At 65.3% G+C, this 25,169-nt stretch carries 16 protein-coding genes and 4 tRNA genes; 8 read left to right on the top strand and 12 right to left on the bottom strand.

Going from position 1 to position 25,169, the window contains the following annotated elements; genetic code table 11:
- Positions 1-84: 84 nt before the first annotated feature.
- Together ISP25_RS03345 and ISP25_RS03340 are read right to left on the bottom strand one after the other, a co-directional pair.
- Positions 85-2,298 (bottom strand): putative bifunctional diguanylate cyclase/phosphodiesterase, encoded by a 2,214-nt coding sequence (locus ISP25_RS03345; RefSeq protein ID WP_404611641.1) that lies wholly within the window; start codon positions 2,296-2,298, stop codon positions 85-87.
- The gene (locus tag ISP25_RS03340) at positions 2,295-2,798 is read right to left on the bottom strand and encodes a hypothetical protein (RefSeq protein WP_404611639.1); all 504 of its coding nucleotides are present in this window, start codon (positions 2,796-2,798) and stop codon (positions 2,295-2,297) included. The genes ISP25_RS03345 and ISP25_RS03340 overlap by 4 nt, the downstream gene beginning before the upstream one ends.
- Positions 2,799-2,981: 183 nt before the next feature.
- Between ISP25_RS03340 and ISP25_RS03335 the strand changes: the two genes are divergently transcribed.
- On the top strand, positions 2,982-5,045 hold the full coding sequence (locus ISP25_RS03335) for a 3-hydroxyacyl-CoA dehydrogenase NAD-binding domain-containing protein (protein WP_404611637.1): 2,064 nt from the start codon (positions 2,982-2,984) through the stop codon (positions 5,043-5,045).
- A gap of 65 nt (positions 5,046-5,110) precedes the next feature.
- On the opposite strand, the gene ISP25_RS03330 is transcribed toward ISP25_RS03335, so the two are convergent.
- The 5 genes from ISP25_RS03330 to ISP25_RS03310 form a co-directional block, all read right to left on the bottom strand.
- Positions 5,111-5,704 (bottom strand): DUF2058 domain-containing protein, encoded by a 594-nt coding sequence (locus ISP25_RS03330; protein WP_404611635.1) that lies wholly within the window; start codon positions 5,702-5,704, stop codon positions 5,111-5,113.
- 150 nt (positions 5,705-5,854) lie between these two features.
- Entirely contained in the window at positions 5,855-6,067 is a 213-nt protein-coding gene (locus tag ISP25_RS03325; protein ID WP_192157654.1) for a SlyX family protein, read from the bottom strand.
- The gene (locus ISP25_RS03320) at positions 6,067-7,410 is read right to left on the bottom strand and encodes a UDP-glucose dehydrogenase family protein (protein ID WP_192157656.1); all 1,344 of its coding nucleotides are present in this window, start codon (positions 7,408-7,410) and stop codon (positions 6,067-6,069) included. Before ISP25_RS03320 ends, ISP25_RS03325 begins: the two co-directional genes overlap by 1 nt.
- A 120-nt stretch (positions 7,411-7,530) precedes the next feature.
- Entirely contained in the window at positions 7,531-8,319 is a 789-nt protein-coding gene (locus ISP25_RS03315) for an FKBP-type peptidyl-prolyl cis-trans isomerase (RefSeq protein ID WP_192157658.1), read from the bottom strand.
- A 151-nt stretch (positions 8,320-8,470) separates the two neighbouring features.
- Entirely contained in the window at positions 8,471-10,240 is a 1,770-nt protein-coding gene (locus ISP25_RS03310) for a cation:proton antiporter (RefSeq protein ID WP_192157660.1), read from the bottom strand.
- A gap of 171 nt (positions 10,241-10,411) precedes the next feature.
- Between ISP25_RS03310 and ISP25_RS03305 the strand changes: the two genes are divergently transcribed.
- From ISP25_RS03305 to ISP25_RS03295, 3 genes are all read left to right on the top strand, one after another.
- Positions 10,412-10,487, top strand: a tRNA-Ala gene (locus tag ISP25_RS03305).
- 10 nt (positions 10,488-10,497) lie between these two features.
- A tRNA-Glu gene (locus ISP25_RS03300) sits at positions 10,498-10,573 on the top strand.
- A 30-nt stretch (positions 10,574-10,603) separates the two neighbouring features.
- Positions 10,604-10,680, top strand: a tRNA-Asp gene (locus ISP25_RS03295).
- Positions 10,681-10,798: 118 nt separating this feature from the next.
- Here ISP25_RS03295 and ISP25_RS03290 read toward each other — a convergent pair.
- Together ISP25_RS03290 and ppsR are read right to left on the bottom strand one after the other, a co-directional pair.
- The gene (locus ISP25_RS03290; protein ID WP_192157662.1) at positions 10,799-11,281 is read right to left on the bottom strand and encodes a DUF1249 domain-containing protein; all 483 of its coding nucleotides are present in this window, start codon (positions 11,279-11,281) and stop codon (positions 10,799-10,801) included.
- Positions 11,282-11,306: 25 nt separating this feature from the next.
- On the bottom strand, positions 11,307-12,122 hold the full coding sequence (gene ppsR / locus ISP25_RS03285; protein ID WP_192157664.1) for a posphoenolpyruvate synthetase regulatory kinase/phosphorylase PpsR: 816 nt from the start codon (positions 12,120-12,122) through the stop codon (positions 11,307-11,309).
- Positions 12,123-12,356: 234 nt separating this feature from the next.
- On the opposite strand from ppsR, the gene ppsA reads away from it, so the two are divergent.
- Positions 12,357-14,729, top strand: a complete 2,373-nt coding sequence (ppsA, locus tag ISP25_RS03280) for a phosphoenolpyruvate synthase (protein ID WP_404611631.1) — start codon at positions 12,357-12,359, stop codon at positions 14,727-14,729.
- Between the two features lie 97 nt (positions 14,730-14,826).
- Positions 14,827-14,916 (top strand) — tRNA-Ser (locus tag ISP25_RS03275).
- A gap of 423 nt (positions 14,917-15,339) precedes the next feature.
- On the opposite strand, the gene ISP25_RS03270 is transcribed toward ISP25_RS03275, so the two are convergent.
- Positions 15,340-16,050, bottom strand: coding sequence for a hypothetical protein (locus ISP25_RS03270; protein WP_404611630.1), 711 nt, complete (start codon positions 16,048-16,050; stop codon positions 15,340-15,342).
- Between the two features lie 343 nt (positions 16,051-16,393).
- Entirely contained in the window at positions 16,394-20,269 is a 3,876-nt protein-coding gene (locus ISP25_RS03265; RefSeq protein WP_404611628.1) for a GH36-type glycosyl hydrolase domain-containing protein, read from the bottom strand.
- A 172-nt stretch (positions 20,270-20,441) separates the two neighbouring features.
- On the opposite strand from ISP25_RS03265, the gene ISP25_RS03260 reads away from it, so the two are divergent.
- Both ISP25_RS03260 and ISP25_RS03255 read left to right on the top strand, forming a co-directional pair.
- Entirely contained in the window at positions 20,442-21,806 is a 1,365-nt protein-coding gene (locus ISP25_RS03260) for a glucoamylase family protein (protein ID WP_404611626.1), read from the top strand.
- On the top strand, positions 21,803-23,323 hold the full coding sequence (locus tag ISP25_RS03255; RefSeq protein WP_404611624.1) for a mercuric reductase: 1,521 nt from the start codon (positions 21,803-21,805) through the stop codon (positions 23,321-23,323). Before ISP25_RS03260 ends, ISP25_RS03255 begins: the two co-directional genes overlap by 4 nt.
- A gap of 41 nt (positions 23,324-23,364) precedes the next feature.
- On the opposite strand, the gene pgm is transcribed toward ISP25_RS03255, so the two are convergent.
- Positions 23,365-25,014 carry a phosphoglucomutase (alpha-D-glucose-1,6-bisphosphate-dependent) gene (pgm, locus tag ISP25_RS03250; RefSeq protein ID WP_404611622.1) on the bottom strand — a complete coding sequence of 550 codons (1,650 nt, stop codon included), beginning with the start codon at positions 25,012-25,014 and terminating at the stop codon, positions 23,365-23,367.
- Positions 25,015-25,169: the final 155 nt, after the last annotated feature.

Raw genomic sequence — 25,169 nt, 5'->3', positions numbered from 1 at the left:
TCAAGCACGCAAGTTCAGCGTTGCCGCCAAGTCTAGCGATTCCTTGCTGACGCATGGCTAGCATGGGGACGACGCGCAGCCGGCTCAAGCCGGTACGGCGGTCGGCAAACCCATTAACTGCTGGCGCTCGGCCAGCAAGCGTTCGAAGGACACCACCGGCAGCGGCCGGCAGAACAGATAACCCTGCAGTTCGTCGCAAGCCTGTTCGCGCAGGAAGGCAAGATGCGCTTCGGTTTCCACGCCCTCCGCGACCACGGTGCGCTTGAGCCGGTGCGCCATCTCGATGGTGGCGCGTACGATGGCCTCGTCGTCCGGATCCACGCCGATGTTGCGCACGAAGCTCTGATCGACCTTGATGCGATCGGCGGGCAGCTTGCGCAGGTAGTCCAGCGAAGCGGCGCCAGTGCCGAAATCGTCGATCGCGATCCCGCAGCCCATGCGGTGCAGCGCCTGCAGGTTCTCCACCAGGTTCGGCGCGGCCTTGATGCTGATGCTTTCGGTGACTTCCAACTCCAGCAGCGCGGGATCGAGGCCGGTTTCCTGCAAGGCGCGGAACACCGTGGCGGGCAGCTTGGGCTCCATCAGCTGCAGCGCAGACAGGTTCACGCCCAGACGCAGGCGCAGCCCGTAACGTTGCTCCCATTCCTGGGCCTGCCGGCAAGCGGTACGCAGCACCCATTCGCCGATGGGCACGATCAGCCCGGTTTCCTCGGCCAGCGGCACGAATACCGCAGGACTGATCGGCCCGAGGTCGGGGTGCTCCCAGCGCAGCAGCGCCTCCATGCCCACGATGTCCTCGCTGCCGGTGTCCACCTGCGGTTGGTAGACCAGCCGCAGTTCGCCGTTGCCCAACGCATGACGCAGGCGCGAGCGCAACGCCATGCCATGCTCGCGCGCGTACTCCGGGCTCACTTCGTAGATGCGATAGGCGTTGCGCCCCTGGTGCTTGGCCGCGTACATCGCCTCATCGGCGTGCTTCAGCAGGGTTTCCGCATCGGATGCGTCATCGGGAAAGAAGCTCACGCCGATCGACACAGCGACCTGCAGATACACGCCATTTTCCAGTTGCAGCGGCTCGGCCACCGTCTGCAGGATCTTCTCGGCGATGCGCTGCACGTCATCGCTCTTCACGATGTGGCGCACCACCACGGTGAACTCGTCGCCGGCATAGCGTGCGACCGTGTCGGACGCGCGCACGCTGCCACGCAGTCGACGGGTGATCTCCTGCAACACCTGATCGCCGGCGGCGTGGCCATGGGTGTCGTTGATCACCTTGAAGTGGTCGAGGTCCACGAACAGCACGGCAAAGCATTCACCATTGCGCACGGCTTCGCGCAGGATGGATTCCAGCCGATCGGCGAACAGCAGCCGGTTCGGCAAGCCGGTAAGTGCGTCGATCAAGCCCTCGGCCCGCCCCTGCTCGCGGGTCAGGCCCAGTTCCAGCCCTTGCGCGAAGCGTGCCGCCGCGCAGCGCAGCAGCGGTTCGACGATGGCCATGTCGCCGAAGCCACGTCGGGTGCCGGCCAGCATTGCGCCCAGCACCACACTACGCTCGTCCAGCAATGGAATGCCCACAAAACCGGACAGCCCAAGCAACGGCAGAAGCGGGTCGTCTGGCACCCGTTGTTGCGCGTCACTGCGGCAAAGCACCGGCTCGCCGGCCAACACGTGTTGCAGCAGCGCCTGCGACTCGACCGCCGGCCAAGCTGGCTCGGTTCCGTTCCACAGCTGCAGCAGCGGCACCGGGAACTCGCCGCCGTCCTTGCGCAGCGGCCACACCGCGAAGTAATCCAGCGCCATCTCGTCGAACAGCAACCGCGCAGTGGCATCCCGGGTGGCGCCACCGCCGCCGGTGGCGAAGATGCGCGCGAGCAAGGCCAGTGCCTTCTCCGCCGCGCCGGGAGCTGGCGCAGGACGCGCCATCGACACCGTGGGCGGGTGTTGCTTCCAGCGCATCAACAACTCGGTCTCTATCTGCGCAGCATGCAGCCAACCGGCGATATCGCCGGGCAACTGCGCTGGCTGCAACGATGCCCCTTCGTCGAGCACCGCCAACAGAGGGACGTCTTCGCAGGCCTTAAGCGTGCGCAGTTGCTCGCAGCACTGGCGGGCCTGCGCCGCGTCGTCGCCGAGCACGGCCACCATCAGGTCGAGCGACTGCCGCCCTTCCAGCACGATCGCCGCGTGCTGTGCATCGCGCGCACTGTGGATGTGCCGACAGCCCGCTTGGTCGAACACGTCGAACAGGCGGCGGCGCAGATCGCGCCGTTCGGCGAGAACAAGGATGCCCTCGCTCATGCCTGCCCACTCAACCAGCGGCCATCGCGCAAACGCAGGCGCGCAGGCGCCTCGGGCTCGCCATCGACGCATGCGATCTGGTCGCCCAACTGTTCGACGAGAGCCCGCGGCGCATTGAGCAGCACCACACGACGCAGGTGCCCAGTGGTGGCGCGCGCCAGTTGCCGCAGCAAGGTGAGATCGGTCGCAGCCAAAGGCAACTCCACCTCCTGCAACAGGTAGATGCCGAAATGCATGCTCTGCTGCATGTAGCGCAGCGCCTGGCCGAGGCGCTGCGCATCGGGAACCCTCGCATAGGCATCGCGCAGGCTGGACAGTCCCTGCCCGGGCTGCCAGAGGTAGACCGCCTGCCCGCTATGCCTGGCAATACTGCGGAACTGCTCCAGCAAGGCCTCGCCATCGCGGCTGCGCAGAGCCACCACCCCGGCCGGCGCGGCCAGGATGCGCTCGAACACGTCATGACCGGAGGACGGCATGGGCATGCGCATCAAGGATGTCATCGCGGTTTCCTGGGTAATCCGGCGCCGGCAACCGGCGTCACCCTGCATTCTCCACGGTTTATGCCCATTCTGCGCATTGGCCGGTGCCGCGAATGGCGAACCGCTTCACATTCGGGGGTGCATCTCGCATTCCACCACACGGAACGGTATGGTTCGGGTTCCCACCACCACCCCACTCCGGCCATGTTCGAAGGACTGCGCTTCAACCACTGGAAGACGAGCCTGGACGAGCACGGCATCGTCATGCTTGGCCTCGACCGCGCCGGCAGCAGCGTCAATGCGATCAGCCGCGCCGTGCTGGACGAGCTGGGCCAGATCGTCGAGCGACTGGCCATCGAAAGGCCGGCAGGCGTGATCGTGCATTCTGCCAAGGTCGCCGGCTTTGCGGTGGGGGCGGACATCAAGGAATTCGTGGAGTACGCCAAGCAAGGCAGCGTGCTTGAGAGCATCGAGAACGGCCAGCGCGTGTTCGATGCCCTGGCCCAACTGCCCTGTCAAACGGTAGCCGCGATCCATGGCGCCTGCATGGGCGGAGGCACCGAGCTGGCGTTGGCCTGCAGGCAGCGCATCGCCGCAGACGACGACAAAACCAGGATCGCCCTGCCCGAGGTGATGCTCGGCATCCATCCCGGCTGGGGCGGTACGGCACGCCTGCCGCGACTGATTGGCGCACCCGAGGCGCTGCCATTGATGCTTACCGGCAACGCCTCGTCGGCCCGGCGCGCGTTGACGCTGGGAGTGATCGACCGCGTGGCACCGCCCGACGAGCTGCTGGCCGAAGCGCGCGCATTGTTGCGCCGTCCGCAGGCACGTCCGTTCGCGCGACGGGCCAAAGCGTGGCTCACCAATTCATGGCCGGCGCGGCAGATACTCGCTCCGATGGTGATGAAGCAGACAGCAGCCAAGGTGCGCAGGGAACACTACCCGGCACCATTCGCAATGATCGATGTGTGGCAGCGTGGCGGCGGGGACATCAAGCAACGGCTGAAGCTTGAAGCCCGCTCGGTGGCGAAACTGGCGCAGACGCCCACTGCGCGCAACCTGATCCGCATCTTCTTCTTGCAGGAGCGGCTGAAGAATCAAGGCACCGGCGCCGAGCATGGCATCGGTCACGTACATGTGGTGGGCGCCGGCGTGATGGGTGGCGACATCGCAGCGTGGGCAGCGCTCAAGGGCTTCGACGTGACCTTGCAGGATCGCGAGATGAAGTTCGTCCAGCCTGCGCTGGATCGTGCATTCAAGCTCTACGAAAAGAAGCTGAAGACGCCGGAGAAGATCGAGGCCGCCACGCGCCGACTGCGCGCCGATGTGGAAGGCGTCGGCGTAAAGGACGCCGACCTCGCCATCGAGGCGATTTACGAAAATGCCGAGGCCAAGGAGGCGCTGTACGCTGCCATCGAGCCGCAATTCCAGGACGACGAAATCCTCGCCAGCAACACTTCAAGCATTCCGCTGGACGAGCTGCGCAAGAAACTCAAGGCGCCGCAACGTTTCCTCGGTCTGCACTTCTTCAACCCGGTAGCGCAGATGCCGCTGGTGGAAGTGGTGCGCCACGACACGTTGGATCCCGCCATCGAGAGGCGCGCACTGGCCTTCTGCAAGGCCATCGGCAAGCTGCCGGTGGCGGTGAAAGGCACGCCCGGCTTCCTGGTCAACCGCATCCTGGTGCCCTACCTGCTGGAAGCGTTGCGCCTGTACAACGAAGGCGTGCCCGGCCCGGTACTGGACAAGGCAGCCACGCAATTCGGCATGCCGATGGGACCGATCGAACTCGCCGACACTGTGGGTCTGGACGTGTGCGCCTCGGTGGGCAAGGAGCTGTCACCCTTCCTCGGTCTGGAATTGCCGCCTGGCCTGGAGGAAAAGCTCGATGCCGGCAAGCGCGGCAAGAAGGACGGCCAGGGCTTGTACGTGTGGCAGGAAGGCAAACCCATCAAACCGGAGGTCGATCCCGACTACCAGCCCGCGCCCGACCTCACGGATCGCATGATTCTGGCCATGGTGAACGAGGCCGTCGCCTGCCTCGCCGACGGCGTGGTGGACGATGCCGACCTGCTCGATGCCGGCGTGATCTTCGGTACCGGCTTCGCGCCGTTCCGTGGCGGCCCGATCCAGTACGTGCGCAGCGAGGGCGCGGACAAGGTAAGGGCAAAGCTGGAGCAACTGGCGCAGCGCCACGGCGCCCGCTTCACGCCCAAGGAAGGCTGGGATCATCCGGCCCTGGTGGCTGTCACCGACTTCGTCTGAAAGACGGCCCGCATCAAGACGCAAAACGCCCGGTCATGGCCGGGCGTTTTGCGAGCGCCAGCGGTTCACCAAACCAGATCGTCCGGCACACCGTCGTCGTCGCGGGCAGCGTTCGGATCTATCAACAAAGCCAGCTGATGTTCGTCGATCGCCCGCACCTGCTCGGCGATTTCGCGGGCAACCAGCAGATAACGTCCCGCCTGCTGCACCACGGCCAGCTCGCCGGCGTTGAGCGCCACCAGTTGGGCAGCATCGACGTGAATACGGCGGATCTTGCCGCCGTATTCAAAGTTGCGTACCTGATCGGTCTCGGCCTTGTTCAAGACTTTGCCGTCCAGCAATTGCTGGATCTTCTGCTTGCGCTCACGGCGCGCGCGCGCCTGTTCCTCGGCTTCCTGCTGGGCACGCTTGCGTTCGTTCGCCTCGGTTTGCGCCCGGATCGCGTAGGCCTTGGCGAGATCGATCTCTTCCTGGTTGCGGCGCGAAGACGGCGGCTTTCCGTCATGGCCTTGCGGCTTTCCGCCATGACCCTGCGGCTTTCCGCCATGACCTTGAGGCCTGCCAGTCGGCCTGCCTTTGCCCTCGTTGCCGCGCTTTTCCTCGCGGATTTGCTTGACGAGGCCGCTCTTCAGCAGCTGATCGCGCAGGGATTCGCTCATGCTCGTGGTTCCAGTGATGCTCGATGCTTTTCAATTGCGACCATCCATGATCGCGGAGATCGTATGGGCGGCCTTCCTCGCCGCACTTTTCAATTTTCCGACCATCCACGATCACGGGAATCAAAGGTTGGTCGTCATTGGAGACATGTATCAATAATGCGGCGGCGGCGGTTCGTTGTGCGGATCGGAAGCCGAACCGAGGCGCACGCTCTGCAACTCCTGCCGCAGCAGATGCAGCAGCCGCTCCAGTTCGACGATGCGCATCGCCTGTTCGGCATCCGCGGCGGCCAGAGCCTGCACGGTATCGTCAATGAAGGTCAACCGCACCTCCAGATCCGCAAGGCGCTGTTCTATGGCGTCCATCAGCGCACCGCCTGCAGGCTGCGACCGCGGCCGATACCGTAATACGCGAGGCCCGCCTCCTCCACCGTCGCCGGGTCGTAAAGGTTGCGGCCGTCGAAAATCGCCGGCGTTTTCAGCACGGCGCGGATGCGCGCGAAATCCGGGCTGCGGAAGGCCTTCCATTCGGTAACGATGGCCAAGGCATCGGCGCCCTGCAAGGCATCCCACGCATGCTCGCACAACACCAGATCAGCGCGCTCGCCGTAGATGCGCCGGGTTTCGCCGCGCGCCTCGGGATCGAAAGCCTGCACGTTGGCACCGACCGCCCACAGCGCTTCCATCAGGCGGCGGCTGGAGGCTTCGCGCATGTCGTCGGTGTTCGGCTTGAAGGCCAGTCCCCACAGGGCGATGGTCCGGCCGCGCAGATCGCCATTGAAGTGGCGTGCGATCAGCTCGAACAGCTTGGTCTTCTGGTCGCGGTTCACCGCCTCGACTGCGCCGAGCAGGCGCGCCTCGTAACCCGCGCCGCGCGCGGTACGTTCCAGCGCCTGTACATCCTTGGGAAAACACGAACCGCCATAGCCCGCGCCCGGATAGATGAAGTGATAGCCGATACGCGGATCGGCGCCGATACCCTGGCGCACCTGCTCCACGTCGGCACCCACACGTTCGGCGATATTGGCGATCTCGTTCATGAAGCTGATCTTGGTCGCGAGCATCGCGTTGGCGGCGTACTTGGTCAGTTCGGCGGAACGCTCGTCCATCACCACGATACGCTCATGGTTGCGGTTGAACGGCGCGTAGAGCTTGCGCAGCAAGGCCACCGCACGCGCGCTGGAGCTGCCGATCACGATGCGGTCCGGACGCAGGCAATCCTCCACCGCGTCCCCCTCCTTGAGGAATTCGGGGTTGGAGACCACGTCGAACTCGACACCGACACCGCGCGCCGCGAGTTCCGCCGCAATCGCCTCGCGCACGCGATCGGCCGTGCCCACCGGCACAGTGGATTTGTTCACCACCACGGCATGGCGCTCCAGGTGCTGGCCGATGGTCCCGGCCACACCCAGCACGTACTTGAGATCGGCGCTGCCGTCCTCGTCAGGCGGCGTGCCCACCGCAATGAAGACTATGTCGCCGTGCGCGATGCCGGCCGCGGCGTCGGTGGTGAAATCAATCTGGCCGTCCGCGTGGTTGCGCTTGACGATGGGCTCAAGGCCAGGCTCGTAGATCGGGATTTCTCCACGCGCCAGCCGGTCGACCTTGCCCGCGTCGATATCGACGCACACCACGTGATTGCCCATCTCGGCAAGGCAGGCACCAGTAACCAGGCCGACATAGCCGGTACCGAAGATCGTGACTTTCATCGTGCGGTCGATTCCCGGAAAACGCGAGCGCGCATTCTAACGCGCGATGGTTACAGCAACGGGAAAGCGAGAGGGCGCGAATCGCTTCGCGCCCTCTCGCCATGGACTGAGCAACAGCGCTTACTGGCCGCTGTCGCCACCGCCGGGACCGCCATTGCCGGCAGGGGCAGCCGGAGTGGGCTTGGTGCTGACCAGCGTCACGTCGAAGATCAGCGTCTCGTTGGGCTGCATCGGCGGCTGCGGCTCGGCGCCATAGGCCAGGCCCGCCGGGATGTACAGCTTGTAATGGCCGCCCACCTGCATCAGCTGCAGGCCTTCGCGGAAGCCCGGGATCACGCCGCTCAGCGGGATTTCGGCCGGGGCATCGCCGTGCTTGGACGAAGCGTCAAACTCGGTACCGTCGATAAGGGTGCCGGTGTAGTTGATCTTCACGGTGTCGCTCGGGCCCGGGCGGGCGCCGGTGCCCTGGCTGATGACCTGGTACTGCAGGCCCGAGGCGGTGACCTTCACGCCGGGCTGGGTACGGTTCTTGGCGAGGAAGGCATCACCTGCAGCCTTGTTCTTGGCTGCCTCCTGTGCCCGCTCGGCCTCGTAATTGGCCTTGACCCTGGCCATGAAGGGCTTCATCACCTCTTCGGCCTCGGCATTGGTCATCGTCGGCTTCTGGCCGGAGAGCGCAGCCTTCACCGCGTTCGCCACGGCATTGGGGTCGAGCTCGGCGCGCATCGGCTCCGGAATCTGCCCAGCCAGCTGGTAGCCCACCACGTAGCTGGCTTTGGCCTTGTCGACCGTGCCAGGGGCACTGCTAGCCGCTTTGGCGGTTGTCTGGGCGGCGAACGCACCCGCCGACAGGCCCAGCGCCGCGGTCATCGCCACCGCCGTCAGCGTAGGACGCAGAAAATGCTTCATTCGGAACTCCCTCGTGTTTGGATATGCCGGTGCCGCCGGCCGGGCCCCTACTGCAGGGGCATGGTCGCCCATTGTGGGGTTCCCGCGCCGGGCTTGCAATCGGGTGCAGTTGCGACAATCAAGCAGGGAAAAGGTTCAGCAGCCCCGGAATTCAGGGGGAATGTTCGGGCGCTGGCGGCTCCGGCTTGTCCAGCGTCTCTTTCAAGGCCGCCTGCAAGCGTGCGTGCAGCTTAACGAGCGTGCGCCAAAGCACTACCGCCAGCACCACCAGCGCCACCAGCAGCGACAGCGCCACCCCGCGCGGCGGCAGGATCGCCGACCCCAGTGCACCGACCAGCAATGCCAGCGCGAACAGCGTGGCCAAGGGGATCATCCGCGCCAATACCTTGCGGATCGCATGCGTGTACGCACCCGTGTAGCGCTCGCGTATGCCCAACTCGGCCAGCAGCATGCCGAGTGCCTCGGCCTTTCGATACACCGCGATCAGCATCGGCAGCGACAGGAACAATGCGCAAGCCCAGATCAGCGCGTGGCGCAGGTCGCGCTGGATGCCGAACCGCGAGAACCAGTCCCAACCGTGCGCATTCACGTAGGCACCGATCACGAACAACGTGACCACCAGCAACACGTTGATCGCGATGTGCCACAACAGGCGCCGGAACATCGCCGCCAACGCGGCGTTCTCGTTCACCGGCCCGAGGTTTTCCAGCCAGCCGCTGTAGCTGTCCAGCAGTACGTGCAGCGGTCGCGGCACGATGCGCGCCAGACCATCGGCGACACGATCGGACGACCGGTTGAGGTAGGGCGAGGCCGCCATGCACAGCACCGAGACCGCGACCGCGATGGGATACAGGAAGTCGCTGGTCACATGCAGCGACAGGCCCAGTGTGGCGATCACGAACGAAAACTCGCCGATCTGCGCCATGCCCAGACCCGATCGCAACGCTGCGCGCGCGTCGTGCCCCAGGGCGAGGATGCCGAAGCTGCATGCCAGGGTCTTGCCAACGACCACCACACAGGCGATCAGCAACGCCGGCAGCGCGTATTGCCACAGCATGGCCGGGTCGATCTTCAGTCCGATCGCAACGAAGAACAGCGCCGCGAACATGTCGCGCAACGGCTCGACCAGATGCAGCACGCGCCCCACGCTGCGCGCCTCCGCCACCACCGCACCGGCAATAAAGGCGCCCAGCGCCACGCTGAAACCCATCTGCGCCGCCAGCAGGCTCGCACCGAAACAGATGCCCAGCACGCTCACCAGCAAGGTTTCGTCGCGACCGAAGCCGGCCACGTAATCCACCAGCCGCGGCAACAGCAGCAGGCCCAGGATCATGCCCACCACCACGAACAAGCCCAGGTGGCCGATCACTGCGAACGCGGTTCCCGCGTGCACACTGCCGCCCACCGCCAACGCGGTGAGCAAGGTCAGCATCACGATGGCCAACACATCCTCGGCCACCAGCAATCCGATCACCAGCTTCGCGAACGGCTCCGCCTGCTTGCCGGTGTCCTTCAGCGTGCGCGTGGCAACCATGGTGGAGGACAACGCAATGATCGCGCCGAGAAACAGGGCGTCGATACCCTTCCAGCCAAACGCGCGGCCCATGCCTGTACCCACCCACAGCATCAGCCCGACTTCCAGCACCGCCACCAGGAGCACGCCTATGCCGACTTCGCGCAACTTGCGCACGCTGAACTCCAGGCCCAGCGTGAACATCAACAGCACCACGCCAAGGTTGGAGATGTCGTCGATGGCTTGCGCGTCGGCCACCAGCATGCCCGGCGTATGCGGGCCGATCAGCACGCCGGCGAGGATGTAACCCAGCAGTACCGGCTGGCGCAGGCGCTGGAACAGGATCGTGGTGGCGCCGGCGACCAGCATCACCAGGGCGAGGTCGCGAATGAAGCCGATCTCGTGCATGTCTTCCTCTGTGCAGCTTCCAGGTCCGAAGCTTAATCGCGATGTCTTCGATGCGTCGCACTTGGCGCTCCGCGAAGCACCTCGTCGCGCTTCGACACTTGCGTGAAAATTTGTTGAAAAAAAGCTTGACGGAAATGCGAACCGTGCCTATTCTTTGCGGCTTCCAGCGGCGGGGCCATAGCTCAGCTGGGAGAGCGCCTGCATGGCATGCAGGAGGTCGGCGGTTCGATCCCGCCTGGCTCCACCAACCTAAACACGTCCCCATCGTCTAGAGGCCTAGGACATCACCCTTTCACGGTGGCGACCGGGGTTCGAATCCCCGTGGGGACGCCAAGGTTGGCTCACAACGCTGGTAAACAAAGTGGAGCGGTAGTTCAGTCGGTTAGAATGCTGGCCTGTCACGCCGGAGGTCGCGGGTTCGAGTCCCGTCCGCTCCGCCACTAACAACAAAGAAGCCGCCTTCGGGCGGTTTTTTTGTTGTTGTGCATTTGTGCACTCGTCCGTGAAGGCCAGTATCAAAAGACAGCCGCACACGGCTGCTTTTTTTACGAAGCGTCGCTACACCCTGTCGCTTTCGCGTGGCTCGAACGGTTCCAGCGTACCCACCGAATGCCCCTGCTCCGCCAGATACTCCAGCCAGCGCGCGAGAAAGCCATTCATCTGCAGGCGATGCTGGAAAACCGTGTGCGCCGGCGCGAACGGTCCAAGCACCTGCCACAGGTGCCGTCCCGGATGGCAATGCAGCGCCTCCGCCACATGGGCGTCGGTATACATGCGCAGTTGCGCCGACGGCGCGCGGCGGCCGGTGTGCGCATCGACGAAATCGTAGGTGAGCTCCAGCTCCAGCGTGTAGGGATGGCGCTCCTGCACCGACAGGTGCACGTTGAGCCTGTCGTCCACGTCCGATACGTACTGTCCCGGCGCCAGCTGCTGGGGCGCGAACAGCCGCGTCAGCCGGTGGTAATTCTCCGCGTACAGCCCCATCAGGAACTCGAAGCGTCCCGGCAGAAGACTGTGGCGATCGTCGAGTACGGCACTCATGGGGCGCTGACTACTCCGTGCGGCTTCAGTACATGGTGCGCTCGATACCGAAGCTCGCGAAGATCTTGCTCGCGATCTCCTCGATCGAGACGTGTGTGGTGTTGAGAAACGGGAGGCCGGCCTGGCGCATCAGCCGGTCGGCCTGCTCCAGTTCCCAGCGGCATTGTTTGAGCGTGGCGTAACGGCTGCCGGCCCGACGCTGTTCGCGGATCTGCGCCAGCCGCTCGGGCTCGATGGTGAGGCCGAACAGGCGATCGCGATACGGCCGCAGGCGTGCAGGCAGTTCCAGTTTTTCCAGATCCTCGTCGGTCAAGGGGTAGTTGGCGGCGCTGACGCCGTAATGCAAGGCCATGTACAGGCAGGTCGGCGTCTTGCCCGAGCGCGACACCCCCACCAGGATCAGGTCGGCCTGCGCGTAGTCCACGTCCATGCCGTCGTCGTGCGACAGCGCGTAGTTGGTGGCGTTGATGCGCGCCTCGTACTTGTCGAAATCCACCAGACCGTGCGAACGGTTGACCGCGCCGGAACGCTTGGCGCCGAGCTCCTCCTCCAGCGGACCGATGAAGGGCGCGAACACGTCCAGCATCAACGCGCCGCTGGAGGCCACGATTTCGCACAATGCGCGGTCCGCCAGGGTGTTGACCACGATGGGTCGTTCGCCGCTCTTCGCGTAGTGCGTCTTGATGCGCAGCGCGGCCGCCTCGGCCTTGCCCGCGTCGTCGACGAAGGGCAAGCGATGCTTGTCGAAGCTCACGCCCTCGAACTGCGCGAGGATGCTGTTGCCTATCGTCTCCGCGGTGATGCCGGTGGAGTCGGATATGAAGAAAACCGTGCGCTGCATGGGAAGTCCGAAGGCCGTGTCATCTGTCTGTCTCGCACCATATCGCAAGGTCCGGATGCTGTCGCCGCTTGACCGCCGCCTGACTGGTATGCAGTTGGCGCGACGCCGGCTGGCATTGGTCTTCTTGTGCCACGCACCATCGACAGCGGACAATACCAATCCTTTGCAGCCCGCTTCGGGCCTTCGCTGCGCGTGCATTCCACTCTTTATCGCCCTTCCCTCTAGGAGATTGCCTTGAACCACCTGGTGCTTTGGCTCGACCAACTGCGCATGACCGACCTTGCCAAGGTCGGCGGCAAGAACGCGTCGCTCGGCGAAATGATCGGCAATCTCGCCAAGCTCGGCGTGTCCGTGCCGGGCGGCTTCGCCACCACCGCCGACGCGTTCCAGCAGTACCTGGAAAAGAGCGGCGTAGCCAAGCGCATCGCCGCGCGCCTCGCCGACCTCAACGTGGACGACGTGGACGCGCTGACCACGGCAGGCAAGGAAATCCGCGAGTGGGTTACCGAGACGCCGCTGCCTTCCGACCTCGACCAGGCGATCCGTGATGCCTATGCCAAGCTGTGCAAGGACGCCGGCGCCGACAACATCGCCGTAGCCGTGCGCTCCTCTGCCACCGCCGAGGACCTGCCCGACGCCAGCTTCGCCGGCCAGCAGGAGACCTTCCTCAACGTGGTCGGCATCGAGGACGTGCTGCACAAGGTGAAGGAAGTTTTCGCCTCGCTGTACAACGACCGCGCCATCGCCTACCGCGTGCACCAGGGCTTCGCCCACGAGAACGTGTTCCTCTCCGCCGGCGTGCAGCTGATGGTGCGCTCGGACGTGGGCGCCTCCGGCGTACTGTTCACGCTGGACACCGAGTCGGGCTTCCGCGACGTGGTGTTCGTCACCGGCAGCTACGGCCTGGGCGAGATGGTCGTGCAGGGCGCGGTGAACCCTGATGAGTTCTACGTGTTCAAGCCCACGCTGAAAGCCGGCAAGCCTGCGGTGCTGCGCCGCAATCTCGGCGCCAAGCAGTTGCGCATGATCTATTCGAACCAGCCCGGCGAGCGCGTGAAGACCGAGGAGACGCCCGCCGAACTGCGCCGCAAGTTCTGCATCAACGACACCGACGTGGAATCGCTGGCGAAGCAGGCGCTGATCATCGAGCAGCACTACGGCCGTCCGATGGACATCGAGTGGGCGAAGGACGGCAACACCGGCAAGCTCTACATCGTGCAGGCGCGCCCGGAGACGGTGAAGTCGCGCGCGCACGCCACCCAGCTCGAACGCTTCCATCTCAGCGAGAAGGGCAAGGTGCTGGCCGAGGGCCGCGCCATTGGCCAGAAGATCGGCGCCGGCAAGGCACGCGTGATCCGCTCGCTGGCCGACATGAACAAGGTGCAGCCCGGCGACGTACTCGTAGCCGACATGACCGACCCCGACTGGGAGCCGGTGATGAAGCGCGCCAGCGCCATCGTCACCAACCGCGGCGGCCGCACCTGCCACGCGGCGATCATCGCGCGCGAGCTGGGCGTGCCGGCCGTAGTGGGTACGCACAACGCGCTGGACACCATCCCCGATGGCGCCGACGTCACCGTGTCCTGCGCCGAAGGTGACACAGGCACGATCTACGCAGGCCAGCTGAAATTCGAACGTGTCACCGCCGATCTCGGCGCGATGCCCGAAGCGCCGCTGAAGATCATGATGAACGTGGCCAACCCCGAGCGCGCCTTCGATTTCGGCATGTTGCCGAACGCCGGCATCGGCCTGGCCCGCCTGGAGATGATCATCGCCAGCCACATCGGCGTGCATCCGAAGGCGCTGCTGGAATACGGCAAGCAGGATGCCGAGACCCGCGCGAAGATCGACGAACGCATCGCCGGCTACACCGGCCCGGTCGAGTTCTACGTGGATCGCCTCGCGGAAGGCATCGCCACCATCGCCGCCTCGGTGTACCCGAAGCCGGTGATCGTGCGCATGAGCGACTTCAAGTCCAACGAGTACGCCAACCTGCTCGGCGGTTCGCGCTACGAGCCGCACGAAGAGAACCCGATGATCGGCTTCCGCGGCGCCAGCCGCTACGTCGACCCCAGCTTCGCCGAGGCCTTCGGGCTGGAGTGCAAGGCGGTCAAGCGCGTGCGCGAGACGATGGGGCTGGACAATGTGTGGGTGATGATCCCGTTCGTGCGCACGCTCGACGAAGGCCGCAAGGTGGTCGAGGTGCTGGCGAAGAACCACCTCAAGCAGGGCGAGCACGGCCTCAAGGTCATCATGATGTGCGAGGTGCCCTCCAATGCCCTGCTAGCCGAAGAGTTCCTGGAGATCTTCGACGGCTTCTCGATCGGGTCCAACGATCTCACCCAGCTCACCCTGGGCCTGGACCGCGATTCCTCCATCGTCGCCAGCCTGTTCGATGAGCGGAACCCGGCGGTAAAGAAGCTGCTGTCGATGGCGATCCAGACCGCGCGCGCCAAGGGCAAGTACGTCGGTATCTGCGGCCAGGGCCCCAGCGACCATCCCGACCTGGCCGAATGGCTGATGGACCAGGGCATCGAGTCCGTGTCGCTCAACCCGGACACCGTGGTCGACACCTGGCTGCGGCTGGCGAAGAAGAAGGCCGGCTAAACCTCACGGCAGGCGCGGCAAGCCGACCCGTCGCGCTTGCCACAGCCCCGGCCAGCACGTAAAATCGCCGGCTCGCGCAGACCACGCGACAGCTTCCGGAGAGGTGGCAGAGTGGTCGAATGTACCTGACTCGAAATCAGGCGTACGTGTAAGCGTACCGTGGGTTCGAATCCCACCCTCTCCGCCAGTAATATCAAAGCCCTACACGATCCCAGCCATGCGCTGGGATTTGTGTTTCTGGGGGGTCGGGGTCACCTTGGGGTCACCGCGGCATCCGTAGTGGTGACCCACAAATGGGTGCCACCCATCGTCAACTCGCTGACCTGACCTCCGTACACCGGCACCGCGGACACGCCATCGGTTCTGCCAAGACTCGCTGGATCGTGGGTGTACCGTCAGTCCGCGATTTGATCGGGAAGATCATTAACGCTGGCATAAATGGCTGCTACGGACGAGCAGTGCACTGCGGGGCACAGCGAGGCATCACCGGGAAAAGAATGAAGCAATGGCGTACTGCTAGCTCAGCGTATGCGGCGCCCCTGGTCGCCCCGGCATCCCAACTCAGCCACTTCGTAGTGGTCACCGGATGAACCCGTCCATGCGTCCGTCGCTATTCCTGATAGGCCGGCCCGGGCAACACATCACAGGAATCCACCTGTCTGGGCCGGAAGTCGTCGCTGGTGGTGACCCAGTGATCGCCGAGCACCGATCGGTAGCAAACCGCTGCCGAAACATGCTCCCTGGCATCGTCCAGCGCTTTCCAGTGGTCAAGCATCGGCCCCTCGCCTGGCCTCTTCATCTGCAGAAAATAGGCAGACTCCCTGGCAGCCACGGCACGCCCGTTCATGCTGCCGGTGATCATGTTGGCTTTCATCGCAGTGACATCGCCAGCATCTTTGACACAGCAGTGGCGCAACAGGTCGGTAGTGGTCTTGATGGGCGTTCCTTGATAGCTCACGGTGAACTTCTCGATCAAGGCCGGGCCGACACCGGCATTGGTAAGCCCCAGTAGCGCCACCGCGTCGCCGCTGCTGCCGACGTTGCTGGATTCGTGCCGCAGGTAAGGCCACGAGTTGGCCATGACCAACTGCTTCATGGCGTGATGGTTCTCGATGGCGATGATCATCGAAACGACGGAGAGCACCAGCGCGCTCAAGGCCAGCATCAGATCGACCAGGCTGTGTCCTGATTTGTGCGAGTGCGCGTGTACCTCAGGTTCCAGTTCCATAACCAGGCCTTGTCTTCCCGTGGGCGTTGCCGGAGCATCGAATGCAACCGGTTGAAGCGCCCGATCATCGCGACCAACGGCAGGTGCGCGCAAGGGCCGGAAGTCCCATCAACCAGGCGGTCGAAATTGTTGAAATTATTGGCGGAGCCCGCTGAAGCAACTTCGCTGCTCTTAATGCATGAGCGACGCGGAGTCCGCTTTCCGCGCCTTTGCGTAACCTTTAGCCGCAACAGCACCGAGAGGATCAAGCGATGCGTATGGCCAACGTAGGGCAGGCGGTGTTTGCGGCGACCCTGATCGCCCTCGGCACCCTGCCCTGATCGAGGCTGGTTTCACCGTGATATGACAGCCGTTGTTGGGTCGCGTCCTCTTCACCAAATCAGAGGATGCAGCCCTTTTTGATTTGAGTCACTTCTGGCCGTCCGTCGAGACCGCGTCAGGCACCAAGCACCGCATGGATGCGATGAATGGCGCCGTCATCAACCAGGGGAACGCATAGCACACCGCCGATAATCGCCAATGCCTTGTCGTCCAGCGAGGCGCTGGCGATGCCGTGTTGGCAGCGGTGCGGATTGTCCACCCCGATCTCATAGCGGGTGACGAGGCCGTCGGAAGCACGGCGTTGGTAGCGCATCTCCAGGTACGGCCACGCAGCCGGCAGGCATGGCGACAATTGCAGCCGGCTGCCCTGCAGGTGGAAGCCGAGGATGGCTTCCACGCCGGCGCGATACAGCCAGCCAGCCGAACCGGTGTACCAGGTCCAGCCGCCGCAACCGATCCAGGGCTCGACCGAATAGACATCCGCACAGGCCACGTATGGTTCCGCGCGATAGCGTTCCAATGCTGCGGCGGTGTCTGCGTGACGGATGGGATTGAGCAGGTCGAACAGTTCGCCGGCATGGTTGCCCTGCCCCAGCCTGGCGAGGGCGAATACCGACCAGACGGCGCCGTGCGTGTACTGTCCGCCGTTTTCGCGGATACCTGGCGGATAACCCTTGATGTAGCCGGGGTTCTTGTCGGTATGGTCGAACGGGGGCGTAAGCAGCCGTGCGATGCCCGCGTCAGGCATCAGCAATTGTTGACGCACGGCCTGCATGGCGGTCTCGGTATGAGCGCGGTCGCTGGCGCCGGCGAGGACGCTCCACGATTGCGCGATGGTATCGATACGGCATTCCGCGCTCTGGTGCGAACCCAATGGGGTGCCTTCGTCATAGTACCCACGCCGGTACCAGGCGCCGTCCCAACCGGCATCGCCGTCCATGGCCCCGCGCAACGCGTCGGCATGCTGGCGCCAGTGTGTGGCGCGCTTGTCCTGGCCTCGCGACTCCGCCAGCGGCACGAACGCATCGATGGTGGCGATCAGGAACCAGGCCATCCAGGTGCTTTCGCCACGGCCCTGTGCGCCGACACTGTTCATGCCGTCGTTCCAGTCTCCGGTGCCGATCAGCGGCAAGCCGTGCGCACCGGTGGTCAGGCTTGAATCGATGGCGCGCGCAGCGTGTTCATACACGCTGGCGGAATCGCTGGAAGCTTGGGGCAGATAGAACGCGTCGGATGCACCTTGCGGGATCGGATCGCCCTTCAGGAAGGGCAGCGACTCGTCGAGCACGGCCGTGTCGCCGGTGACTTCCACGTAATGCGCAGCGACGAACGGCAACCATAGGCGGTCGTCGCTGATGCGGGTACGGATGCCCTTGCCGGTGGGCGGCAGCCACCAGTGCTGCACATCGCCTTCGGGAAACTGACGGCCGGCGGCGCGCAGCAGATGTTCGCGCGCGACGTCGGGCCGGCTTGTGCACAGTGCCATGATGTCCTGCAACTGGTCGCGAAAGCCGTACGCGCCGCTGGCCTGGTAGTACGCGGTGCGCGCCCACAGGCGACAGGCCAGCACCTGGTACGGCAGCCAGTCGTTGAGCAGGAGATCCATGGCGCGATCGGGTGTGCGCACCTGCACGACATCGAGCATGGCATCCCACTGCGCGCGCACTTCCGCCAGTGCGTAGTCGATGCCCGCCTCCCGATAGTGGCGCACCAGTGCGCGCGCGTCCTCGTGCGACGCGGCATCGCCAAGGATGAACAGTAGTTCGGCCTCTCCCTCCGGCTGCAGTTCCAGCACAGCCTGCAGCGCGCCACAGGGATCGAATCCCGCCCCCGTGTGGCCGGACAGCTCACCCTGCTCGAGCAATGCGGCCGGCCGCCCCACCGAGCCATAGAGGCCGAGGAACTCCAGCCGATCGCCAGTGCAGACGGCCGCCTTTTCGCCCAGGTCGACGAAGGCCACGCGCGTACCGAACTCCTCGCGCCAGCCATTGCACGCAAACAAGGCGCCGGAGGTGTCGCGTTCGGTCACGACAAAGGGCGCGCCGGCGACGCCGTTGGCACTCAAACCCCATTCCACATAGCCGGTGACCGACAGCCGACGTGACTGCGCCGAGCGGTTGCGAAGGCGCAGCCGCGAGAGCTTCACCGTGTCGTGCGTGGGTACGCATTGCAGCAGCTCAACCTCGACGTCGTGCGCAATATGCTCGAAGCGGCTCCAGCCCTTGCCATGCGTGACGCGGTAATGCGCCGAAGGCACGCGTATCGGCGCGGCGGTGACGCTCCACAGCAGGCCGCGATCTTCGTCGCGCAGGTAGAGCACTTCGTGCGGAGTGTCGGAGACGGGATCGTTCGGCCAGGGCGTCAAGGCGTTCTGCTGGCTGTTCTGCGACCACGCATAGCCGCCGCCTTCGGCCGAGACCAGGCAGCCGAATTGCGGGTTCGCCAGCACATTGATCCACGGCACCGGCGTGCAGCGTTCGCCGATCAGCTCGACCTGATAGCTGCGGCCGCCGTCCACGAAGCCGCCCAGACCATTGTCGAATTCGCGCGACTGCGTGGCCGCCTGCGTCGACGAGGGCGCAGGTGCCGGCGGAACATGTGCGCGCTGCGAGAGCGCACCAGCCACCTTCATCGTTCCACGCAGCGGTGCCGGCAACGGTGAGGTGCTATCCAGCTCGATGCACGCGACGGTGCGAAGGCCATCGCGCAATGCCGGTTGCAAGGTCTTGTCGTCCAGCGCGAAGCATTGCGCATGCGCGAGATCCTTCGACTTGAGCTGCTCGGTCTGGGCTTTCGTCATGGGCTGCAGCACGTCGTGCAAAGCACCGTCCGCGCAGTCCAGCAACACCATATCCACACCCAATTGCATGGCCTGCCAGTAGCGCTGGGCCTTAAGCAGTTCGCGCGCGCGTTCAAGTGCGGCCTTGGTCGTCAGTCGCAGCAGCACGATGGGACGGTCGCCGGAAATGCCAGCGCTCCACAGTGCCGGCGCGCCGCCCTGCCCGCGCGCCAGCACGTCCGTCGGCGCGCGCCAGGCGATGTCTGCATAGAGCATCGGACCGACCAGGGCATCGAAGCGCGCGGCCTGTTCTTCGTCGATCTCCAACGCGCGACGTCGCGACGCACTACGGGCCTCGGCGCTGCGGAGTGCCTGATCGGCGGCACCCGGGGTTTGCAAGGAGCGCAACAGCGACAACACGCCATCGCGACTGTCGGCCAGTGCGGTCCAGAAACACAGGCTGATGTGCTCACCAGGCGCCAGCTTCACGCGGCGACGCACGCTGAGCACCGGGTCGAGCATGCAGCCGGTGCGATTGGACAGCGTCGCGCCCGCGCGCATCGCAAGCGCATCGTGCAGCGTGTGACCGCGCCCAAGGAAGCGCATGCGGTCGCTTTCGTGTGCCTCGGCGCCCGGTGCCCCGTCTTCGAGGGTCATGGCATGCGCAGCCCACATGCGCGTCTCGTCCGGCGTGCGCGGACGACGGGTGACCAGCAACGCGCCGGCATCGGCCGCCCATTCCGTCTGCACGAACATCTTGGAAAACACCGGATGCGTGGCGTCTTCGTTGGCCGGTCCCAGCACCCATTCCGCATACGACGTGAGCGAAAGATCGCGCGACCGGTCACCGTGGTTGGTCACGGTGAGGTGACGCAGCTCCGCGTCCAAATCGCCATGCACGGCGACGTCCAGCACGCTTTCGAGCATGCCGTGACAGCGCATAAAACGTGCATGGGAAGCATGGAATTCCACGGCGAATTCCTGCGCCTCTCCACCCAGCGGTTGCGTTGCGGTGGACCAGGCCTCGCCGCTGTCCTCGTCGCGCAGCAGCACATAGCTGCCCCAGGGATCGCCAACGGGATCCCCGCGCCAGCGTGTGACCGCCTGCCCGTTCCACTGGCAACCGCCCGTGCCGGCAGCGCTCACGAAGCTGGCGAGACGGCCGTTGGAAAGCCACAAGACGGGATGCGCGACGCGGGAAGACGAGGCCATGATCGGTCGGTGATCCTTCGCACGGCCAAGCTCAGGCCGCGCATGCAGAAAGAACCCGAGCCTACGGCCCGCTCAGAAATGTGGCGTGAAAGCGATGGCTAGGCGTCCTCTACACATGCTCCATGCAATGGCTGCGGCATGCTGCAAGGCGGTTCACGTCTACTGGCCCTGCATGTCAGAAAAATATTCCGCCACGCCCGCCTCTGCCGCTGCCGGCCGGCCGTCCCTCGACGCGCTGGACGACGAGTCTCTGCTCGACCGCCTGCAGCGCGCAGCCTGCGACTATTTCACCCAGGCAGGCAATCCGCACAACGGCTTGATGGCGGACACCTCGCGCGAAGGCTCGCCGTCGAGCACCGCAGTGACGGGCTTCGCACTGTCGTGCTATCCGGTTGCGGTGGAACGCGGCTGGATGTCGCGCGCCGAAGCGCTCCAGCGCAGCCTGGCGGCGCTGCGCTTCTTTCGCGCCAGCGAGCAGAGCGATCGCCCGGATGCCACCGGCTACAAGGGTTTCTACTACCACTTCCTCGACATGCACACCGGCGGACGCACCTGGACATGCGAGCTTTCGATGATCGACACCGCCATGCTGATTGCCGGCATGCTGACCGCACGTGAATACTTCGATACGGATGCCGCGGCCGAACGCGACGTGCGCGAGCTGGCGGACGAGATATACCTGCGCGTGGACTGGCACTGGGCCCAGGACGGCAAGTCCACGATACGCCAGGGCTGGAAGCCGGAATGCGGCTTCCTGCACTACGGCTGGGATGGCTACAACGAGGCCATCGTGCTGTACGCGCTGGCGGCCGGTTCGCCCGCCCATGCCATCACCGACGAGTGTTACCGCGCGTGGACGCTCACCTACCAGTGGGAAAACCTGTACGGCCACGATTTCCTCTATGCCGGACCGCTGTTCGTGCACCACTACTCGCATGCGTGGATCGATTTCCGCGGCATCCGCGACCGCTTCATGCACGAGAAACGCTGCGACTATTTCGAAAACAGCCGCCGGGCAGCGCTGGTGCAGCGCGAATACGCCCGGCGCAATCCGAACGGATTCGCGGGTTACGGCGAATCGTGTTGGGGACTGTCGGCGTGCGACGGCCCCAGTGAGGGCCGGCTGGATGCCTGCGGCGAACCGCATCGCCTGTTCGGCTATTCGGCGCGCGGCGTTCCTTACGGCCCGGACGACGGCACCGTGTCGGCACCGGCCGTACTGGCCTCGCTGCCATTCGAACCGCAGCTGGCACTGCAGGGGCTGCGCCACATGCTGGCGCAGTACCCGGAGATGCTCAGCGGGGATCGCCTGGCTGCCAGCTTCAATCCCTCACTGGCCGACAGCCATGGCCGGCCCTGGGTGTCGGATGGGCACTACGGGCTGGACCAGGGCATCGTGGCGATGATGATAGAGAATCACCGCAGCGGCTTGCCTTGGCGCCTGATGCGCCGCAATCCCTGGCTGGTGCGCGGACTGCGGCGCGCGGGCTTCCGTGGCGGTTGGCTGGAGAATGTCGCGCCGGAAACGAGCCGATGACGACTGCAGCCCCTTCCCTTCCGCAGGACGAGGTCGAGCTCCGTCGCACCGGGCACCTGCATCCGACGCAGTGGCGCAATCCGGAACCTGCATCGCGCTATCACCTGGTGGTGATCGGCGCCGGCCCCGCCGGCGTAGCCGCTGCGCGGGCCGCCGCCGCGGCAGGTGCACGGGTGGCGCTGCTGGAGCGCGCACAGATCGGCGGGACCAGCCTCAACACCGGCTGCGTACCTTCAAAGGCACTGATCCGTACCGCACGCCTGTGCGCCGATCTGCGCGACGCGGCGCGCTATGGTGCCCGCGTGTCCGATGAAACGGCGCCGCCGGACTTCGGCCGCGCGATGGAACGCATGCAGCGCATCCGCGCCCGCCTCGCCGATGACGACAGTGCGCGGCGATTGGTGGCTTCGGGCATCGACTTTTTTTTTGGCGAGGCGCGCTTTGCCGGCACCGATTGCCTGCGTGTCGACGGCACGATGCTGCACTTCGCCAAGGCGCTGATCGCCACCGGCGCGCGTCCGAACATTCCCGCGATTCCCGGCCTGGTCGAAACGGGCTACCTCACCCACGAAAACATATTCGACCTCACCACGCTGCCGCCGCGCATGCTGGTGATCGGCGGCGGCCCGCTGGGCTGCGAGATGGCGCAGGCGTTCTGCCGACTGGGTGCGAAAGTCACCCTGGTGCAGGACCGCCCGTTGTTCCTGCCGCGCGAGGAACGCGACGCCGCGCAGTTGCTCTCCGATGCACTGGCCCGGGACGGCATCGCCATCCGCCTGAACAACCGGATCACCGCCGTGCGCGGCCAGGGGGAAACGCGGTTCGTCGAGATGGTCAGCGACAACTACCACAGCACCGTCGAGGTGGACGCGATCCTCACCGGCATCGGCCATGTCGCCAACGTGGACGGATTGGACCTGGAGCGTGCGGAAGTGGAATGCAATCGCGCCTCGGGCGTGCGGGTGGACGACTTCCTGCGCACCAGCAATCCGCGCATCTATGCCGCCGGCGACGTATGCATGGAACACAAATACGCGCATGCCGCGGCGGCCGCCGCGCGCCTGGCGGTGTCCAACGCGCTGTTCCGCGGAAGCGAACGCCTCAGCCGGCTGGTGATTCCGTGGTGCACCTTCACCGATCCCGAGATCGCCCACGTCGGCCTCTACGTGCGCGAGGCCAACCGTCGCGGCATTCCCGTGAAGACCTACACCGTACCCATGCACGAAATCGATCGCGCGGTGATAGACAGCGAACGGGAGGGCTTCGCGAAGATCCACGTGCAGGACCACACCGACCGCATCCTTGGCGCCACCGTGGTGGCCCGCAACGCGGGCGACATGATCAACGGCCTCACCTTGGCGATGGAGGCCGGCCTGGGCCTGCGCAGGCTTGAGCGCGTGATCCATGCCTACCCTACGCAGGCCGAAGTGATCCGCGCCGCCACCGACGCCTACCGTGCCTCGCGCCTCACCGAACGGGTGCGGGCGCGGTTGACCCGATGGCTGGACAAGACCTGAGTGGACCCGCGGACGGCTGCCGGATCGCCGGATATGCGCCGCTATCCCTTCAACGCCTCGTCCACGATGTGCTGCGCCTCGTCCAGGATGGACTTGAGGTGCGCCTCGTCGAGGAAGCTCTCGGCGTAAATCTTGTAGATCTCCTCGGTGCCGGAGGGGCGCGCGGCGAACCAGCCGCTGGCGGTAGCCACCTTGATGCCGCCAATCGGCGCGTTGTTGCCCGGCGCATGGTCGAGCACCTGCTCGATCTTCTCACCGGCCAGCGTATCGATCTTCACCTGTTTCGGCGTCAGTTGGGACAAGCGTTTCTTCTGCCCCGCATCGGCGACCGCTTCGACCCGGTCGGCGCAGGGCTCGCCCAGTGCGCGGGTGAGTTCCGCGTACAGCTCGCCGGGGTCGCGCCCGCTGCTCGCGGTGATTTCGGCGGAGAGCAGCGCGGGCACGAGGCCGTCCTTGTCGGTGGTCCACACGGTGCCGTCGCAGCGCAGGAACGAAGCGCCCGCGCTTTCCTCGCCGCCAAAGCCCAGTGAGCCGTCGAACAGACCCTCGGCAAACCATTTGAAGCCCACCGGCACCTCGTGCAGGCGACGATCCAGGCGCTTCGCCACGCGGTCGATCAACGCGGTACTGACTACCGTCTTGCCCACGCCGACATCGGCCTTCCAGCCGGGACGATGGCGGAACAGGTAATCCACCAGCACCGACAGGTAATGGTTGGGCGGCATCAGACCGCTGCTGCGCGTCACGATGCCGTGGCGGTCGTGGTCGGTGTCGCAGGCGAAGGCCACGTCGTAACGGTCCTTCAGTCCGATCAGGCGCTGCATCGCGTACGACGAGGAGGGGTCCATGCGGATCTTGCCGTCCCAGTCCACCGTCATGAAGGCGAACTGCGGGTCCACTTCTTCGCTGACCACGGCGAGGTCGATGCCATAACGATCGGCGATCGGCGCCCAGTAGTGCACACCCGCGCCGCCCAGCGGATCCACGCCCATGTGCACACCGGCGGCACGGATGGTTTCGAAGTCCACCACGTTGGCGAGGTCGGCCACGTAGGCGCCGAGGTAGTCGTGCTCCTGCGTCGTGGAGGCGCGGCGCGCCTGTGCGAACGGCACGCGTCGCACCTGCTTCAGGCCGCCCTCCATCAATTCATTGGCACGGTGCTGGACCCAGTCGGTGATGCCGGTATCGGCCGGACCGCCGTTGGGTGGGTTGTACTTGAAACCGCCATTGTCCGGAGGATTGTGCGAAGGCGTGATCACGATACCGTCCGCAAGGCCCGTGCTGCGCCCGCGGTTGTGCGCCAGGATGGCGTGCGATACCGCCGGCGTGGGCGTGAACTCGTCACCGGCGGAAGCGCGCACTTCCACCTCATGCGCTGCCAGTACTTCCAGCGCGCTCTCGAAGGCTGGGCGCGACAACGCGTGGGTGTCGCAACCGATGAACAGCGGGCCATCGATGCCCTTCTTCTTGCGGTATTCGCAGATCGCCTGGCTGATCGCCCAGATATGCCATTCGTTGAAGCTGCGCTCCAGCGAGCTGCCGCGATGGCCTGAGGTACCGAAGGCCACGCGCTGGTCCGCCACTGCCGGATCCGGGCGCAGACTGGCGTAGGCGGCGAGCAGCTTGGGCACGTCCACCAGGATCGAGGCGGGCGCCGGCTTGCCGGCGAGCGGACTGATGTCTGTGCTCATGTGGATTCCTGCTGGGTGGGAAGCGGTGCAGTCAGCGCCATCACGGCTCCATGCAGATCCGGCGATGCTGGCTGGGCGCCTGATGCCGACATGTCAATTGCCTTGTGTCCGCCGGACGGCGAGGAGGTCGGCAAGCATGGATGTGCCGGCGTAAA

The organism is Rhodanobacter hydrolyticus (genome assembly GCF_044904645.1).
This window is presented reverse-complemented; position numbering and strand designations above follow the sequence as displayed.

What these genes read in the sequence shown, in the direction of transcription:
- ISP25_RS03345 (WP_404611641.1), bottom strand. Translation starts at nt 2,298, where the DNA reads ATGAGCGAGGGCATCCTTGTTCTCGCCGAACGGCGCGATCTGCGCCGC.
- ISP25_RS03340 (WP_404611639.1), bottom strand. Translation starts at nt 2,798, where the DNA reads ATGACATCCTTGATGCGCATGCCCATGCCGTCCTCCGGTCATGACGTG.
- ISP25_RS03335 (WP_404611637.1), top strand. Translation starts at nt 2,982, where the DNA reads ATGTTCGAAGGACTGCGCTTCAACCACTGGAAGACGAGCCTGGACGAG.
- ISP25_RS03330 (WP_404611635.1), bottom strand. Translation starts at nt 5,704, where the DNA reads ATGAGCGAATCCCTGCGCGATCAGCTGCTGAAGAGCGGCCTCGTCAAG.
- ISP25_RS03325 (WP_192157654.1), bottom strand. Translation starts at nt 6,067, where the DNA reads ATGGACGCCATAGAACAGCGCCTTGCGGATCTGGAGGTGCGGTTGACC.
- ISP25_RS03320 (WP_192157656.1), bottom strand. Translation starts at nt 7,410, where the DNA reads ATGAAAGTCACGATCTTCGGTACCGGCTATGTCGGCCTGGTTACTGGT.
- ISP25_RS03315 (WP_192157658.1), bottom strand. Translation starts at nt 8,319, where the DNA reads ATGAAGCATTTTCTGCGTCCTACGCTGACGGCGGTGGCGATGACCGCG.
- ISP25_RS03310 (WP_192157660.1), bottom strand. Translation starts at nt 10,240, where the DNA reads ATGCACGAGATCGGCTTCATTCGCGACCTCGCCCTGGTGATGCTGGTC.
- ISP25_RS03290 (WP_192157662.1), bottom strand. Translation starts at nt 11,281, where the DNA reads ATGAGTGCCGTACTCGACGATCGCCACAGTCTTCTGCCGGGACGCTTC.
- ppsR (WP_192157664.1), bottom strand. Translation starts at nt 12,122, where the DNA reads ATGCAGCGCACGGTTTTCTTCATATCCGACTCCACCGGCATCACCGCG.
- ISP25_RS03265 (WP_404611628.1), bottom strand. Translation starts at nt 20,269, where the DNA reads ATGGCCTCGTCTTCCCGCGTCGCGCATCCCGTCTTGTGGCTTTCCAAC.
- ISP25_RS03260 (WP_404611626.1), top strand. Translation starts at nt 20,442, where the DNA reads ATGTCAGAAAAATATTCCGCCACGCCCGCCTCTGCCGCTGCCGGCCGG.
- ISP25_RS03255 (WP_404611624.1), top strand. Translation starts at nt 21,803, where the DNA reads ATGACGACTGCAGCCCCTTCCCTTCCGCAGGACGAGGTCGAGCTCCGT.
- pgm (WP_404611622.1), bottom strand. Translation starts at nt 25,014, where the DNA reads ATGAGCACAGACATCAGTCCGCTCGCCGGCAAGCCGGCGCCCGCCTCG.